This is a genomic window from Rhizobium sp. BK591, from assembly GCF_014195045.1.
Lineage (GTDB): Bacteria > Pseudomonadota > Alphaproteobacteria > Rhizobiales > Rhizobiaceae > Rhizobium > Rhizobium anhuiense.
Genome location: NZ_JACIAZ010000007.1, coordinates 248471 through 264318, shown reverse-complemented (window position 1 = coordinate 264318; position 15848 = coordinate 248471). Strand labels below are relative to the sequence as shown.

The following is a 15848-nucleotide window of genomic DNA, read 5'->3' as shown; positions in this document are numbered from 1 at the left end:
CGCGTCGCGTCGGGCCGCTATCGCCGCCGGAACTTATTGGCGGCCTCAATCGCCGCCTTCTGCTGATCGTCCTCGATACCGAGATAGAAATCCTCAAGCGACGGATCGGCAAGCCCGGCACGCCGAGACAGCACGTACCACTTCGCTGCCTCGATCGGATCGGGCGGCGTGCCGATGGCGTTGATGTAGAGATGGGCGAGCTTGTTCTGCGCCACGACATTGCCGCCATTGGCGGCAAGTTTCAGCCATTCGAAACCCTTGACGTAATCCTTCGGTCCGCCGACGCCATTGACGAGCCAGATGCCGAGATCGAGCTGGGCGGTGTCGAAGCCGGCGCGCGCCGCCCGCGCCATCCACTCGCGGGCGAGCTGCTTCTTTTCCTCCGGCAGGTCCTTCAGCGTCGCATAGATCTGCGCCACCGCATATTGCGAATCGGCAATGCCCTGCTCGGCCGATTTCTCGTAGAACGGCAGCGCAAGCTTCAGCCCCTTCTCGCCGGGATTGTCGGCGATGAGAAGCTGCGCCCAGTTGAACTCCGCTGAAGGATTGCCCGCCTCGGCCGCCTTGCGCATGTAGTCGTCGGCCTTGACCTTGTCACGCGGCACGCCCTGGCCTTCCATCAGGATCAGCGCATATTTAAACATGGCTGCCGCATCGCCGCCTTCGGCCGCCTTGCCATACCAGAAGGCGGCATTCTTCACGTCCTTCTTGACGCCGAGGCCCTGCGAGAGGATTTCGCCGATCAGCGTTTGCGCCGCCGGATCGCCGAGCTGGGCGCGCGGCAGCGCCTTGTCCATTGCCGTCAGGTAATAACCGCGCTGGAAGGCGCCGTAAGCCTCGTCGATCGGCCCCTTGTAATCCTTTTCCGGCGGCAGGTCCGGCAGCTTCGCGCCCATACGGTCGAACACGCCAACACCATCGGAGGGCTTGACATCCGGGCCAGTGGGCCGGTCGGTGCGGAAGGTCGATGCCGGCGCCGTGCCCGGCTGGCTGATGACGCTGTCCGGCGCCTGCGCCAAAGCGACGTCCGGCCCGGCAGCAACCAAGGCCGCCACGCTGGCAAGGGCAAATTTCAAAAGGCGGACGGGCGGGATCGGCATGAGGGCGATTTCAATCCTCAAACCGTGGCGCTTTTTCGTCAAGCAACGCGTTGATTTCGGCGACGATCGACGGCGCCCGGCCGGGCTCGCCGAAGACCGCCAGCCGCAGCGCCACGAACTCCGCTCCGGTCTCGGCAACGGCAAGCGCCGAGGCCGGATCGGTGCCGCCCATGACGATACAGGGAATCTCGATCATCGAGGCCCACCATTCGCCGAGCGCAAGGTTCTTCGGATGCGCCTCCGGCTTGATGTCGCCGTCGAGCTTGCCAAAAAAGATATAGTCCGGCCTGACTTCGCCGATCTCCAGCGCGTGGTGGCGGTCAGCCGCGTTGCCGCCGCCGATGATCAGCTTCGGCGCGTGTTTGTCGATCGCTTCCGAAAGCGCCTCAGCATTGCCGGAAAGATGCAGGCCATCGGCCTTCGCCCGGCCTGCGACGCGGCTGTCGCCTGAAATCAGCGCAGCCGCTCCGGCATCCTGGATCAGCGGCACCAGCTTTTCGGCATGTTTCTGGAAGGCGCCGTCGTCGAGCCCGTATTGCGGCACGATCACCGAAGCGACGTCGCCGCCCTTCAGCGCGTCGGCGACGATCTTTGCCTGTTCATCGGCATCGGCAATATCAGGTGCGATGAGCACAAGGCGGCAGCGGTTTTCCGGTTCGGTCATGAGGTCTTTCCGTTTCCGGCGAATTCCCCTTCGAAATGAGGGATCCGCACTCGTTTTGTGTGAGTAGTTCCGTTAGACGAGGCTTGCAAGAGGAGGACGTCGAAAGCATGCCGCAGGATTTGTCATTCTACTACGCCGCCGTGCCCGCGGTTCTGCTGGTGGGCCTCGCAAAGGGCGGCATGGGCGACGCTTTGTCGCTGATCGGCTTGCCTTTCCTCGCCCTCGTCGTCTCGCCGGTCGAAGCGGCAGCGATCTTGCTGCCGATCCTGGTCTTCATGGACATGATCTCGCTCGTCATCTGGCGCAAGCATGGCGACTGGGCGACGCTGAAGATCATGCTGCCGGGCGCAGTCTTCGGCATCGCGCTCGGCTGGGCGACCTCGGCGCTCGTTCCGGGCAGCATGCTGCGCATTGTCATCGGCGCGGTGACCATCCTCTTCTGCCTGCGCTATTTCTGGAATAATTTCGGCCCGGGCGCCGGCAAGGTGGTCCCGCCGCGCGGCCAGCGGCCGGTGGCCGCCAGCCTCTGGGGCACATTTTCCGGCTACGGCAGCTTCGTCGCCCATGCCGGCGGCGCGCCCTTCCAGATCTATGCCCTGCCGCTCAAATTGCAGCCACGCGAATATACCGGCACCAGCGTGCGCTTCTTTGCGATCCTCAACGCCATCAAGCTGATCCCCTATTTCGCGCTCGGCCAACTCGACACCCAGAACCTTGCGACCTCCGCGACGCTCCTGCCCTTCGCCCCGCTCGCCACCTTTGCCGGCGCATGGTGCGTGCGCCGCATGAGGCCACAGATCTTCTATCCCTTCATGTATGCGATGGCGCTGATCGCTGCCTTCCTGATCGTGCACGAGGGCCTTGGTTGGTGAAACCCTGGAGCGCCGCGCTTCTTTTGAGACGCGCGAGGAACGCTGCAGCACTTTGAATTGCCGCACGCTGCAATGCACAATTTCCTTGCTGGAGCGCCCGGTTTGACGTAGCGTTCCCGCCATGTCGAACACGGACCCTTTCTCTGCGATTGCCGATCCGAACCGGCGGTTTCTGCTGGAGGAACTGCGCCGCGCACCACGGACGGTCAATGAGCTCGCCGAGGGTCTGCCGATCAGCCGCCCCGCCGTTTCGCAACACCTGAAAGCGCTGTTGGACAGCAATCTTGTTTCGGTGACATCCGAAGGCACGAAGCGCATCTACGCGGTCAACAACCGCGGCTTCGACACGCTCAATTTATGGCTTGATCAATTCTGGGCCTGATGCACGTCACGCGTCTCTGAGGACGTTTTATCACTTTGAATTGCATAATTTTATCCCGAGCAGTTCCGCTTCAGGGTTAAATTATGCCGGCCGGAAACTCGACACGGATCATCAGCCCCTTTGAAGCTTGACGAACCAAAAGCGCCAGCCGCGATGCGGCGGGCATCGGACTGGCGCAAATCGAGTGTGTGATCACCGGTTCTTGCTGATTTTAGGCGGAATGGATGGATTTACCTCTTTGCGCAAGATGATCGTCCGGCGACCCTTGGGAAGATCAGTGGACGGATGACTTAAGACGCTGAATCTCGTCCTTGATGCGCAGCTTGCGGCGCTTGCATTCGGCAAGTTCCGTATCGGAAATAGAGGGAGATGTTCTGAGCGCGTGCAACTCCTCCTCGAGAGCAACATGCTTTTTCTGGAGTGACTCAAGATGAGCTTGAACAGTCATATGACCCTTCCTTCCTCTTACCCTCCCCGGCCAACATCGTCGGGGATCAAGGTGTCAACGGCGGGGACTGTGACATATTTTTGAAGGCTTGTCGAAGGCCAAAAGATGAAGACTGGATGGCAATTTCATGATCAAGACTAACTAGCCGTTACCTGTATTTGGTGATAGGAGCTTGCGGAAATCATCGGCAGATCGGACAACGTCCGAGCACGATAACGGGGATTGCATATGGCCGATCAGGAACAGGCGGAAATCAGGCTCACAGTGGCGCGTCTGCGCCAGGAGCATGAGGATTTCGACGCCGCGATCAACGCCATGATCCAGACCGGATGCGATGCTCTGCGGATCCAGCGTATGAAAAAGAAGAAGCTCGTCATCAAGGACAGGCTCTCCAAGCTGGAAGATCAGATCATCCCTGACATCATCGCCTGAGAGGGAATAGCAGCAACGATGACAGACAGACCGCCCGTCGCCATCATCATGGGCAGCCAGTCCGACTGGGAGACCATGAAGAACGCCGCCGACACGCTGGAGGCGCTTGAGATCCCTTACGATGCGCGCATCATTTCGGCGCACCGCACACCCGACCGGCTGGTCAATTTCGCCAAGGGAGCGCGGGCGGAGGGCTTCAAGGTCATCATCGCCGGCGCCGGCGGCGCTGCCCACCTGCCGGGTATGGCCGCATCGATGACGCCGCTGCCGGTCTTCGGCGTGCCGGTCCAGTCAAAGACCATGTCCGGCCAGGACAGCCTTCTTTCCATCGTGCAGATGCCGGCCGGCATTCCGGTGGGCACGCTCGCCATCGGCAAGGCCGGCGCGGTCAATGCCGCCCTTCTCGCCGCAGCCGTCCTTGCCCTTTCCGACGAAGAAATCGCCGACCGGCTCGACGAATGGCGCGAGCGCCAGAGTGCCGCCGTCGCCGAATACCCGATGGACGACCTATGACGGCAAGAACGATCGGCATAATCGGCGGCGGCCAGCTTGGCCGCATGCTGGCCATTGCCGCCGCCAGATTGAATTTTCGCACGATCATCCTCGAGCCGCAGGCGGACTGCCCGGCCGCCCAGCTCGCCAACCGGCAGATTACCGCCGCCTATGACGATCCGGCGGCACTCGCCGAACTCGCTGATATCTGCGATGTCGTCACCTACGAATTCGAGAACGTGCCCGTCGCAGCTGCCGAGACGCTCTCGGCGAGCGTGTCCGTCTATCCGCCGCCGAAGGCACTGGAAGCCGCCCAGGACCGCCTCGTCGAAAAGCGCTTTCTCAATGGCTGCGGCATATCGACCGCCCGCTTCCATGCGGTCGACAGCCAGGCCGATCTCGAGATGGCACTGAAGGATTTCGGCGGTCAGGGCGTGCTGAAGACGCGCCGTCTCGGTTATGACGGCAAGGGCCAGATGGTTTTCCGCTCCGTGGCCGACAGCGCAGATGGCGCCTATGCCGCGCTCGGCGGCGTGCCACTCATCCTCGAAAGTTTCGTCGCCTTCGAGCGCGAGGTCTCGATCATCGCCGCGCGGGCCACCGACGGCACGGTCGTCTGCTTCGATCCCGCCGAGAATGTCCACCGCAGCGGCATCCTTCACACCTCGACGGTTCCCGCTACGATCTCGCCAGCGACGGCGGATATTGCGCGCCGATCGGCCGAAAAGATCCTCGCCGCCTTGAACTATGTCGGCGTCATCGGCATCGAATTCTTCGTGCTGCGCGACGGTGGTCTGATCGCCAACGAGATGGCGCCGCGTGTCCACAACTCCGGTCACTGGACGGAAGCCGCCTGCGTCGTCAGCCAGTTCGAGCAGCATATCCGCGCCGTCGCCGGCCTGCCGCTCGGCAATGGCGAGCGTCATTCCGACTGCGTCATGCAGAACCTGATCGGCGACGATATCCTTGCCGTTCCCGACTGGTTGCAGCGTCCCGATACGCTGGTTCATCTCTATGGCAAGACCGAGTGGCGCTCCGGCCGCAAGATGGGCCACGTCACCACCTTGACGCCGAAATCACCGGTTTCGGCTTGAGAAAACACCGCGACGCCTTGGGAAAAACACCTTCATGCGGTTGACATGGAAAAGGTGAAGAGGTATCTGCTCCCCCACCTAAAGAGCGCGCCCGATGGCGCGCTTTTGATTGTTAAAGATACGGGCGAATGTGAATTCCCCCATAGAGATCGCGGATCAGAAAAATGAAGATCAAGAATTCGCTCAAGTCGCTCAAGGCTCGTCACCGTGACAACCGTCTGGTTCGCCGCAAGGGCCGCATCTACATCATCAACAAGCTGAACCCGCGCTACAAGGCTCGTCAGGGCTGATTTCGCGCATCCGGATCGCCGCGCCGCGTGAGCTTGCGCCGGCGGATATATCCGGTGGGTCACTATGGTGATCACGTCAAATTTGTTTGATCTTCGGCGTTGGCGGGCTAATATGTCCGCCATGCGCTTTTTTGCTTTGACATCAGCGGCGCTGCCGCTCGCCCTCATTCTCCTCTCCGCCACTTTTCCGGCCACCGCCGCGGAAAAGGACGTCATCGTCGAACAGACGGATGTCAGCAGTTCGCCGAAGCAGCACCTCGACCAGCTCTTCAGCCAGTTGAAGCGTGAGCGCGACCCCGACAAGGCCAGCAGCATCGCCAATGAAATCCGCATGGAATGGAACGATTCCGGCAGCGCCACCATCAATCTGCTGATGCAGTGGGCCGACAAGGCGATCGAGGAAAAGCGCAATCCGGCTGCCCTCGACTTCCTCGACGAGGCGATCGCGCTGAAGCCCGATTATGCCGAAAGCTGGAACCGCCGCGCCACGCTGAATTTCGTCATGGGCAATTATCGCAAGTCGATGTCCGACATCGAACGTGTGCTCGATCTCGAGCCGCGCCATTTCGGCGCACTCTCCGGCATGGCGGCGATTCTTAGCAATTCCGGCAACGACCAACTGACCTTGAAGGCCTGGGAGCGTTTCCTCGATGTCTATCCCGCCGAACGCACCGCGCAGGAACAGGTCAACACGCTTGCCGAAAAACTCGCCGGCAACCGCACCTGATTCCCGGGCTGACATCTTGACGTCGGATCACGTCGCGCAATTTTAGAATATAGAGGGAATGATGTAGCGGTTTGTTCGCCCGCAGCTCATCCCGCAACTGTCGCTCGTTGTTAACATCATGCTTGCAGAAGTTTCCGCTCTTCTCGCCCCGCTCGCCGCCGCCATCGGTTACTCATCCTATAAGGCGCGGCAATTCGAACACGCCTATCCCAATATCGGCGAACTGACGGATGTCGGCGGCTACTGCATGAATGCCGTCCACATCAAGCGTCCCGAAAATGCGGATCTGCCGCCGCTTGTCTTCATTCATGGCGCCAGCGGCAATCTGCTCGACCAGGTCGTCGCCTTTCACGCAGCACTCGAAGGCCGGGCGGAAATGCTGTTCGTTGATCGTCCCGGTCATGGTTATTCCGAGCGCGGCGGCCCTGAGAACGCCGTTCCCTCCGGCCAGGCCGATGCGATCGCCAGGCTGATGGAAAAGCGCGGCATCGAGAAGGCGATCATTGTCGGCCATTCCTTCGGCGGCGCGATCACCGCCGCCTTCGGCCTGCGCCATCCCGATAAGACATCAGGCCTGCTGTTCCTCGCACCCGCCACCCATCCATGGCCGGGCGGCATCGACTGGTATTATCATGTCGCAACCGTGCCGGTCGTCGGCTGGCTCTTCAACCATGCGATCGTCGTGCCGCTCGGGCTGAGCCGGCTGGAGCGCGGCACGCTGAACGTCTTCCGCCCCAATCCGCGCCCGGCCGACTATATCGAAAAAACCGGCCCGTCACTGGTGCTGCGGCCCCGCGCCTTCCACAATAACGCCGCCGATTTCAAAAGACTGCTGGCCTATGTGAAGGAACAGTCGCCGCTCTACTCGCAGATCACCGCGCCGACCGTCATCATAACAGGCGACCGCGACGAGATCGTCTGGGAGCACCTGCATTCGCGCGGCCTTGCCCGCGACATATCGGGCTCCGAGCTCATCACCGTTCGCGGCGTCGGCCATAAGCCGGACTACCTCGCAACCGATGTCGTCATCGCCGCCATGGAGAAGATATCAGGCAAGCCGCGCGACCTGCAGGCAATCGCCCGCAGCGCCGAGGAAAGGCTTGCCGCCGCATCACGTGATCGAAAGGTCGCAGCCGTGTCGCCATTGGGGCCAGGCGCCCTGCACGGCGCATGACCTCTCCGGTTTGAATTTACCTGCCTCAGGCGCCAAGACGCACGCCGCCATCGCAGGTGATGATATGGCCGCTCATGAAGGTGTTTCCGACCAGGAAGGCGATCGCCTCCGCAATATCCTCCGGCCTGCCGACACGGCCGACCGGCGTGCGGCCTGCGAAATCTGCAAAGACGCTGCCGCGCTGCTCAGGCGGCAGGAAACTCCACCAAGGCGTATCGACGACCCCAGGGGAAACGCCGTTGACACGCAACGGCTTCAACTCGGCCGCCAGCACCGGCACCATCGCCTCGATGCCGGCATTGACGGCAGCAAGCCCAGCCGTACCGGGCATCGCGGCCTGCGCGCTGACCGCCGAAACGAAAGTGATGCTGCCGCCCGGCTGCAACAGCGGCAACGCCGCCTGGGTTACCGCGGCATGCGGAATGAGCTTGGTCTGGAACCCGGCAAGCAGATCCGCCATATCGAGCGATGCAAAAGGTCCGGCGCCATGGCCGCTGCCCATCGCCAGCACCAGATGGTCGAACGCGCCGATCCCGGCAAAAGCCTGCCCGAGCGTGGAAAGCTGCGTCGCATCGAGCACCAGGCTGCGCAGATTACCATCGAGCGAAGCCTTGACCGCCGCGAGTTTTTCGCCGTCACGGCCTGCAATAGTGACCCTATATCCTTGTTTCAAAAGTAATGTCGCCGTGGCGAGGCCGATGCCGGAAGAACCGCCGATGACGACCACATGCTGCAAAGACATGATGCTGCTCCTTGAATTGATCGGGCTGCAGGCGCTTCAAGCACCTGCGACACCGGCATCATGCGTGGCCTGGAAACGGCAACCAGTTCCAGTTTTATCCTGGTATCGATACTGATATGAATACTGCCATGGACCAAAGAGCCGACACATTCGAAGCCCGCCGCCGCGAGTTCGCGGCCTTCCTGCGATCCCGCCGCGAGCGGCTGACGCCCTCCGAGGTCGGCCTGCCGGAGGGACTTCGTCGGCGCACGCCGGGTCTGAGGCGCGAGGAACTCGCCATGCTCGCTGGCGTCGGCACCACCTGGTACACATGGCTGGAACAGGGCCGCGACATCAGGCCTTCCGTGCAGGTCCTCAACGCCCTTGCCGATGCGCTGCGCCTCGACGAGGCCGAGCGACGGCATCTCTTCACCCTCAACAATCGCCAGGCGCCACAACCAACGTCTTCTGCTCCCGAATGCGTCGACGAACCGCTGCAGCGCATGCTCGCCAATCTGACCCACCAGCCGGCTTATGTGCTCGGCCGTCGATGGGACGTGCTTGCCTGGAACCGTGCCGCCGACGTGCTTTTCGGCGGTTATGACACGCTCGACCGCGACGAACGCAACATCATGCACCGTCTCTTCGCCGACCCCGCGCATCGCCGGCTGCTCGTCGATTGGGAATCGGTTGCCCGCGTCTCGCTGGCGACGTTCCGGGCCGACAGCGCGCGTTATGCCGGTGATCCGGATTTTGAACGGCTGATCGCACTGCTGAAAGAGGCAAGCCCTGAATTTCGCGACTGGTGGCAGCGCCACGAGGTCATCAGCCCGCTGTCCGGCATCAAGCGTATCGACCATCCCGTCAAGGGCCGCATGTCCTTCGAGCATACCGGCCTGACACTCACGAACCGGCCGGAGATGAAGCTCATCGTCTATACGCCCCTCGATGACGACGAGACCAACAGAAAACTCGCCGAACTCCTCACCTAAAGCTGATCCCTTGCATTGCCGCGAACTGCCGCAGCCCCATATGTTTTCCATCATTGTCCATAGGAGGGAAATCATGGGCCGCCTGCATATCGGGACGATCTCCGTCATATCAGCATTGTCGCTGGGCCTGACCTCGGCTTTCGCCGCCTCGCCCGCACCAGTCGAAGCCGAGCACGGCATGGTCGTCACCGCCCAGCATCTGGCGACCGATGTCGGCGTCGAGGTGCTGAAGAGCGGCGGCAACGCCGTCGATGCGGCGGTCGCCGTCGGTTATGCCCTGGCGGTCGTCTATCCCTCGGCCGGCAATCTTGGCGGCGGCGGTTTCATGACCATCCGCCTGAAAGACGGTACGAAGACCTTCCTCGACTTCCGCGAACGCGCGCCGCTTGCCGCGACGAAGACCATGTATCTCGATGCCAAGGGCGATATCGTGCCGCGCGCCAGCCTCGACGGTTATCTCGCCGTCGGCGTGCCCGGCTCCGTCATGGGATTGGAGACCGCACGCGAAAAATACGGCACGAAATCGCGCCAGGATCTGATCGCGCCGGCACTCCGTTTCGCCAAAGAGGGCTTCACGCTGGAACAGGGTGACGCTGCAAGTTTCGCCGGCAGCGCCAAGCGCCTCGCCAAGGATGATGCGGCAGCGAAGATCTTCCTGAAACCCGACGGCAAGCCCTATGCATCGGGTGAGAAACTCCTGCAGCCGGACCTTGCCGCCGTCCTGGCCGGCATCTCCGAAAAAGGTCCCGACGCCTTCTACAAGGCCGCGCCCGCCGAAGCGATCGTCAAGGCGAGCCAAGCCCAGGGCGGCATTCTCGCCAAGGAGGATTTCGAGCAATATGCCGTGCGCGAGTTGAAGCCGATCGAGTGCAATTACCGCGGCTACGACATCATCTCCTCGCCGCCGCCCTCCTCCGGCGGCGTGATCATCTGCGAGATCCTCAATGTTCTCGAAGGCTATCCGCTCTCCTATCTCGGCTACAATTCGGCCGAAACCGTACACATCATGGTCGAGGCGATGCGCTATGCCTATGTCGACCGCAATGCCGCACTCGGTGATCCCGATTTCGTCGAAAACCCGGTCACGAAACTGCTCGACAAGAAGTATGCCTTGGAAATCGCCGCCAAGATCGATCCGTACAAGGCCGGCACCTCGGCGAACCTCAAACCGCTCGGCGGCAAGGAAAGCACCGAGACGACGCATTATTCGATCATCGACGACGAGGGCAACGCGGTTGCCGTCACCTATACGCTGAACGGCTCCTTCGGCGCCGCCGTCGTGGCGCCGGGCACCGGCGTCCTGCTCAACAACGAGATGGACGATTTCACCTCCAAAACAGGCGTGCCGAACCTCTACGGACTGGTGCAGGGCGAGGCCAATGCCATCGCCCCGAAGAAGACGCCGCTCTCCTCGATGAGCCCGACGATCGTGACCCGGGACGGCAAACCCTTCATGGTGATCGGCAGCCCCGGCGGCTCGCGCATCATCACCATCACGCTGGAAGCGATCCTCAACGTCGTTGATTTCGGCATGGATATCAGCCAGGCGGTCAATGCTCCGCGTGTGCACCATCAATGGCAGCCCGACAAGATCTATCTCGAACCCTATGCGCTTTCGCCCGATACCGAAAAGACGCTCGCCGCCATGGGCTACAGTTTCGATGGCGGCAATGACGCGCCACAATGGGGCCAAGCCGCGGGCATCCTCGTCGGCGGCAAAAGCCTTGCCGCCATCGAAAAGGGTGGCGGCGCCCGATATAACGGCGCCATGGACAGCCGCGCGGCGGAGGGGTCGGCGAACGGTTACTGACGACGGCGGATCGCCTGATCGACCAGGCACGATGCGGCTCCAAGAGCCGCAAAGGCAGCATCGCCATATTCATGTCACCGTGACAAAGTCGCCGTTCACAATTGGCTGGCCGCGCCCTATGCATGAGCGAACCCGCAAGCAGAAAGATTCCCGCATGGCCAGCATTGAAATGATTGTCGCAGCCCGCGCCCGCCTGCGCGGTCATATCAGACGCACGCCGCTTCTCTCTTCCCCCTTCCTCAACGAGATCGCCGGCCGGCGTCTGTTCGTGAAGGCGGAATGCCTGCAGCATACCGGTTCGTTCAAGTTTCGCGGCGGCTGGTCGGCGGTCTCCGGGCTCGATCCGGCGGTGCGCTCGAAGGGCGTCATCGCCTTCTCCTCCGGCAACCACGCCCAGGGTGTTGCGCTTGCGGCCAAGCTGCACAACGTCCCCTCCGTCATCATCATGCCGAGCGATGCGCCGAAGCTGAAGATCGCGAACACCCGCGCCTTCGGCGCCGAAGTCGTCCTTTACGACCGCGTCAACGAGGACCGCGACGAGATCGGCGCGAAACTTTCGGCCGAGCGCGGCCTGACGCTGATCAAACCCTTCGACGAACCGCTTGTCATTGCCGGCCAGGGCACGACCGGTCTCGAAATCTCCGAACAGGCCGAAGAGGAAGGCGTGACATCAGCCGAAGTTCTCGTTCCCTGCGGCGGCGGCGGATTGACCTCCGGAATCGCGCTCGCCCTGGAAGCCAGTGCCCCCGGCTTCCGCGTCCGCCCTTGCGAGCCGAAGGATTTCGACGACACCACCCGCTCGCTCGCCTCCGGCGGGATCGAACGCAACGCCTCGGTGTCAGGCTCGATCTGCGATGCGATCGTCACGCCGCAGCCCGGCAACATCACCTTCCCGATCCTCAAGCGTCTCGCCGGCGCCGGCATCGTCGTCACCGACGAGGAAGCGCTGCGCGCCATGGCGCTCGCCTTCACACGGCTGAAGATCGTCGTCGAGCCCGGCGGCGCCGTGGCGCTGGCGGCCGCTCTCTTCCATGGCGAGGCGCTGGAAAGCGACACGGTCGTCGCCGTCACCTCAGGTGGCAACGTCGACGCTGATATCTTCGCCATGGCGCTCGAACGCTTCGGCTAGATAGCGCGCGGGCGACCGCCAGCCGCCCGCCTGGAGATGGAAACTGCAGATGTCATGCAGCCGGTTTGCGCGGCCGAATGCATCCCGTCTCTGCTAATGCTCCCGAAGCGCCCGGCGGATTGCGATTTCGACCGGCGAATAGGCGCCGTCCTGCCGTTCGAGGCGAAGCGGTTCGCAAGGCGCAAGGCCGGGCTGCGCCATGAAACGCGGCTCCCCGCCGCGATGCATCTGCGCTGCATGGATCAGGAACGGATGGCAGAGATAAACAGTGCCCGCCGGCCCTGTCGCCAAGGCCAGCGGTCGCTCTTCGCCGACATGTTCCAACCAGAGATGCGCCATTCCCGCTTCGCCCGCCGGCGCCAGAAGGCGGGCGATATCCTTGTGCGAACCGACGCGGATACGGGTCGGCGCATCCTCCTCCCCGACATCCGAAAACAGGAAGAGCATCAGCAACGCCCGCCCGCGCGAGGTGATGTTCACCCGCCATGCCGAAAAGTCCCGTTGCTCGTTCGGATCGCCATCCTCGCCGGGGAAGCTGAGGTCGACATGCCAGCCCGCATCGCCGGGATCATCGGGATGGGGAAAGCGGACCGGGAAGCTGCCAAGCCCATCGCGTGGTTGCCAGCGTCCCTTGCCGACGAGCTGGTCGAAGGCCAGATGCAATACCGGCGTATTGACGGCTTTCTCGAACGGTCCGCCGCCATAACCGGCAAGCCACACGACGGGCTGCGTCCACGTGCTTGGATCATCGGCATCGAAGGGAATATCGCGCCACATGATGGCACGAGCTTCCTCGGCCAATGCGCGGGGAAAAGCGTCGTCGATCCTGATGAAGCCGTCTTCGATGAATTGCTCGATCTGCGCAGCGCTCAGCGCCGGCGGGTAAACAGCTGATGTCATGAAAGCTCTCTCTATCGCCAAACCTGCCGGCTCTTTCCTTGGCCAGACGCAGGGTGGTTACAACAACGGCAACGAGCCAGCCGCGAAGGCTGGTCAGTAGCCGCATCTTCTGATGCCCGAAGGCAGAGCCTTTAGAGGCTCAAGAAGAAGATTGTCGCGATATTGAGGGTGATCGTCTTCATAGCGGTGCGAAGCTACAGGCTCGCGCTCGAAGGGTCAATGCGGAGATGTCAGGCCAGCACCTCGCGCAACGCACCATGCACCGACTGCAGTACGAGCTCGGCAAGGCGTGCCGCCGCCGGCTGCGGCTCGGCTTCCGCCCGGTGCAGGATCAGACCGAGCTTCGGCAAATCGGGCAGGCCGACCGTCTCGGGCGCCAGCGGCCGCACCTTCGCCGGCAGACCGATCGGCGTGCGGATGGTGAGACCGAGGCCTGCCGCCGTCGCGGCCCAGAGACCGCCCAGGCTGGGGCTGACGAAAGCGAGCCGCCAGGAAATGCCCGCCGCATCAAGCGCCCTGGTTGCTGCGCTCCGCAACAGGCACGGCGCCTCCAGCGAGGCAAGCGGCATCGGCTCACCACTTGCGGCCTGCCAGCCCGGCGGCCCCTCGGCAGGTCCGATCCAGCGCATCGGCACCTCGCCGATCCGCTCGCAATGGGCGGTCAGCGTGCCATCGCTCCAGGCAAGCGCCAGATCAAGCTTGCCTGATGTGACACGCTCGAGCAGCTCGGCATTGCGCACCACCCGCGCTTCGATGCGAACCTTCGGATGGGCACGCGCGAAGCGGCCGAGCACCTCCGGCAACAGGCTTTCGCCGAAGTCCTCCTGCAGGCCGAGCCGCACCCAGCCCTCCAGCTCGACGCTGTGAACAGCCGCAGCCGCCTCGTCGTTGAGTTCCAGCAGCCGCCTGGCATAGCCGAGCATCGTCTCGCCGGCATCGGTCAGCGCCAGCCCGCGCCCGGCCTTGCGGAAGATCGGCGTGCCCGCCTGTTCCTCCAGCTTCTTCAGCTGCGCGCTCACTGCCGAGGTCGACCGCCCGAGCCGCTCGGCCGCCTTGGCGAAATTACCGAGCTCCATGCCGGTCGAAAAGGTTCGAAGCACATCAAGATCGAAGATCGTCCGCCGCATCTTATAATCCTATTTTTCAGGATCATTAATCCATAAAATTCTGATTTTCAGTATCATCGTGCCGTGCGATGGTTCTGCTGTCAAGGCCGACAGACGGCCCTAACCATGGAGATCCCGATGCCCTTCGTTCGCATTTCTCTTCGCAAAGGCAAGTCGCCGGACTATCTCACGGCGCTAGCCGACAGCATCCAGCGTGCACTGGTCGAGACCTTCGACGTGCCCGAAAACGACCGTTTCCAGACTATACACCAGCATGACGAGAACGAGCTGATCTTCGACCGCACCTACCTCTCCGGCCCGCGCTCCGCCGATTTCGTCTACATCTCCATCACGATCGGCAGGCCTCGCACGGCCGAGATGAAGGCGGCGCTCTATCGGCGGCTCGCCGAACTCCTGGCGCAATCGCCGGGCCTTCGGCCCGAGGATGTGATGATCGTCATCAGCACCAGCGCCCCGGAAGACTGGTCCTTCGGCGACGGCATCGCCCAGATGACCGACCCCGACTGGCGGCTGCGTGCGGTCGGAGGCCGGCAATGAGCGTTTCGAACCCGAAGATCACGACTGTTAGACGCTCCGGCAAGGCGGTCCGCTCGCCAGAGGGCGTCGCGACGGCGCCCTTCTGGGTCGAGATGCTGCTCGAAGGCAGCGCCGATGGCGAGAACACCGCGATGCGGGCGACGCTCGATCCCGGCACCATCACCCGTTGGCACACCCATCCCAGGGGTCAATTGCTCTATGTGCTCTCAGGTCATGGGTTGGCGCAGAACGACGGCGGCCCGATCGAAGCATTGCGTGCCGGCGATGCCGTCTGGTTTGCGCCCGGCGAGCGTCACTGGCATGGCGCCGCCGATGACAGCCCCTTCAGCTATATCAGTGTCCAGCCCACGGAAAACAGCAGCGTCGTCGAATGGCTGCAACCGGTGGAGAAACGGTCATGATCGCCATGCAATACGGCTTCACCCTGCCCGGCGATTACGACATGTCAATCATCGATCGCCGCATCCGCGACAAGGGTCCGCTGCTCGACGGCTTTCCCAATCTCGGTTTCAAAGCCTATCTCAGCGCTCGCAAGGGGGAGTTCGGCAGCCGCGACAATCTCTACGCGCCCTTCTATCTCTGGCAGAAGCCGGAAGGAGCAAGCGACTTCCTCTGCGGCCCCGGGTTCGAGGCTCTCACCAGCGCCTTCGGCTGGCCGCAGGTGAGGACCTGGATCGTCTGGCAGGCAGAAATCTCGTCCGATATCGCCTCAGCCAGGTTCGCCACACGCGATATCCTGCGGATAGAGCCTTACGCGCTGCTCGCCGATATCCGCCGCGCCGAAAGCGCAGAGGCTGCAGCCGACGTTGCGACAGCCGGCGCGCTCGCCTCGGTCTCCGCCTTCGAACCGACGAACTGGACACGGGTGCGCTTCAGGCTCTGGCGAGAGATTCCCGAGATTGACGAGCAAACGCAGGCCTATCGCGTCGGCCATCTATCCCTGGCCCGATCCTGAAC

20 protein-coding genes are annotated in these 15848 nt (G+C 62.7%); 14 read left to right on the top strand and 6 right to left on the bottom strand.

What is annotated here, in order from left to right:
• Positions 1-17: 17 nt before the first annotated feature.
• The gene (locus FHX10_RS28280) at positions 18-1100 is read right to left on the bottom strand and encodes a tetratricopeptide repeat protein (RefSeq protein ID WP_028755492.1); all 1083 of its coding nucleotides are present in this window, start codon (positions 1098-1100) and stop codon (positions 18-20) included.
• Positions 1101-1110: 10 nt separating this feature from the next.
• Positions 1111-1764 (bottom strand): thiamine phosphate synthase, encoded by a 654-nt coding sequence (locus FHX10_RS28275; RefSeq protein ID WP_028755491.1) that lies wholly within the window; start codon positions 1762-1764, stop codon positions 1111-1113.
• A gap of 107 nt (positions 1765-1871) precedes the next feature.
• Between FHX10_RS28275 and FHX10_RS28270 the strand changes: the two genes are divergently transcribed.
• Entirely contained in the window at positions 1872-2636 is a 765-nt protein-coding gene (locus FHX10_RS28270; RefSeq protein WP_028755490.1) for a sulfite exporter TauE/SafE family protein, read from the top strand.
• 121 nt (positions 2637-2757) lie between these two features.
• Positions 2758-3018: an ArsR/SmtB family transcription factor gene (locus tag FHX10_RS28265; RefSeq protein ID WP_017962043.1), complete on the top strand. Its 261-nt coding sequence runs from the start codon at positions 2758-2760 to the stop codon at positions 3016-3018.
• A 274-nt stretch (positions 3019-3292) separates the two neighbouring features.
• On the opposite strand, the gene FHX10_RS28260 is transcribed toward FHX10_RS28265, so the two are convergent.
• The gene (locus tag FHX10_RS28260) at positions 3293-3466 is read right to left on the bottom strand and encodes a YdcH family protein (RefSeq protein WP_003542831.1); all 174 of its coding nucleotides are present in this window, start codon (positions 3464-3466) and stop codon (positions 3293-3295) included.
• Positions 3467-3694: 228 nt separating this feature from the next.
• Between FHX10_RS28260 and FHX10_RS28255 the strand changes: the two genes are divergently transcribed.
• From FHX10_RS28255 to FHX10_RS28230, 6 genes are all read left to right on the top strand, one after another.
• The gene (locus FHX10_RS28255; RefSeq protein WP_017968168.1) at positions 3695-3898 is read left to right on the top strand and encodes a YdcH family protein; all 204 of its coding nucleotides are present in this window, start codon (positions 3695-3697) and stop codon (positions 3896-3898) included.
• Between the two features lie 18 nt (positions 3899-3916).
• Positions 3917-4411 carry a 5-(carboxyamino)imidazole ribonucleotide mutase gene (gene purE, locus FHX10_RS28250; RefSeq protein WP_028755489.1) on the top strand — a complete coding sequence of 165 codons (495 nt, stop codon included), beginning with the start codon at positions 3917-3919 and terminating at the stop codon, positions 4409-4411.
• On the top strand, positions 4408-5484 hold the full coding sequence (locus FHX10_RS28245) for a 5-(carboxyamino)imidazole ribonucleotide synthase (protein WP_029867995.1): 1077 nt from the start codon (positions 4408-4410) through the stop codon (positions 5482-5484). Before purE ends, FHX10_RS28245 begins: the two co-directional genes overlap by 4 nt.
• 164 nt (positions 5485-5648) lie before the next feature.
• A complete protein-coding gene (gene ykgO, locus FHX10_RS28240; protein ID WP_003582204.1) occupies positions 5649-5774 on the top strand; it encodes a type B 50S ribosomal protein L36 in 126 nt (41 codons plus the stop codon).
• A gap of 112 nt (positions 5775-5886) precedes the next feature.
• The gene (locus FHX10_RS28235) at positions 5887-6501 is read left to right on the top strand and encodes a tetratricopeptide repeat protein (RefSeq protein WP_028755487.1); all 615 of its coding nucleotides are present in this window, start codon (positions 5887-5889) and stop codon (positions 6499-6501) included.
• Between the two features lie 118 nt (positions 6502-6619).
• On the top strand, positions 6620-7675 hold the full coding sequence (locus tag FHX10_RS28230) for an alpha/beta fold hydrolase (RefSeq protein WP_029867997.1): 1056 nt from the start codon (positions 6620-6622) through the stop codon (positions 7673-7675).
• Positions 7676-7700: 25 nt separating this feature from the next.
• Here the strand turns inward: FHX10_RS28230 and FHX10_RS28225 are convergent, their stop codons facing one another.
• Positions 7701-8417, bottom strand: a complete 717-nt coding sequence (locus FHX10_RS28225) for an SDR family oxidoreductase (protein WP_028755983.1) — start codon at positions 8415-8417, stop codon at positions 7701-7703.
• A 116-nt stretch (positions 8418-8533) separates the two neighbouring features.
• Between FHX10_RS28225 and FHX10_RS28220 the strand changes: the two genes are divergently transcribed.
• From FHX10_RS28220 to FHX10_RS28210, 3 genes are all read left to right on the top strand, one after another.
• A complete protein-coding gene (locus FHX10_RS28220) occupies positions 8534-9388 on the top strand; it encodes a helix-turn-helix transcriptional regulator (RefSeq protein WP_028755984.1) in 855 nt (284 codons plus the stop codon).
• A 73-nt stretch (positions 9389-9461) separates the two neighbouring features.
• Entirely contained in the window at positions 9462-11198 is a 1737-nt protein-coding gene (gene ggt / locus FHX10_RS28215; RefSeq protein WP_028755985.1) for a gamma-glutamyltransferase, read from the top strand.
• A 154-nt stretch (positions 11199-11352) separates the two neighbouring features.
• On the top strand, positions 11353-12327 hold the full coding sequence (locus tag FHX10_RS28210) for a threonine/serine dehydratase (RefSeq protein ID WP_028755986.1): 975 nt from the start codon (positions 11353-11355) through the stop codon (positions 12325-12327).
• 93 nt (positions 12328-12420) lie between these two features.
• Here FHX10_RS28210 and FHX10_RS28205 read toward each other — a convergent pair whose 3' ends face one another.
• Both FHX10_RS28205 and FHX10_RS28200 read right to left on the bottom strand, forming a co-directional pair.
• A complete protein-coding gene (locus FHX10_RS28205; RefSeq protein WP_028755987.1) occupies positions 12421-13227 on the bottom strand; it encodes a phytanoyl-CoA dioxygenase family protein in 807 nt (268 codons plus the stop codon).
• A gap of 230 nt (positions 13228-13457) precedes the next feature.
• Positions 13458-14354 carry a LysR substrate-binding domain-containing protein gene (locus FHX10_RS28200; protein WP_028755988.1) on the bottom strand — a complete coding sequence of 299 codons (897 nt, stop codon included), beginning with the start codon at positions 14352-14354 and terminating at the stop codon, positions 13458-13460.
• A 117-nt stretch (positions 14355-14471) separates the two neighbouring features.
• On the opposite strand from FHX10_RS28200, the gene FHX10_RS28195 reads away from it, so the two are divergent.
• Genes FHX10_RS28195 through FHX10_RS28185 form a run of 3 tightly spaced genes read left to right on the top strand, consistent with a single transcriptional unit; the run spans position 14472 to position 15846 of the window.
• Positions 14472-14891 (top strand): tautomerase family protein, encoded by a 420-nt coding sequence (locus FHX10_RS28195; RefSeq protein ID WP_028755989.1) that lies wholly within the window; start codon positions 14472-14474, stop codon positions 14889-14891.
• On the top strand, positions 14888-15292 hold the full coding sequence (locus tag FHX10_RS28190) for a cupin domain-containing protein (protein ID WP_028755990.1): 405 nt from the start codon (positions 14888-14890) through the stop codon (positions 15290-15292). The genes FHX10_RS28195 and FHX10_RS28190 overlap by 4 nt, the downstream gene beginning before the upstream one ends.
• Positions 15289-15846 carry a DUF4865 family protein gene (locus FHX10_RS28185; protein ID WP_028755991.1) on the top strand — a complete coding sequence of 186 codons (558 nt, stop codon included), beginning with the start codon at positions 15289-15291 and terminating at the stop codon, positions 15844-15846. Before FHX10_RS28190 ends, FHX10_RS28185 begins: the two co-directional genes overlap by 4 nt.
• The last annotated feature ends 2 nt before the right edge of the window (positions 15847-15848 follow it).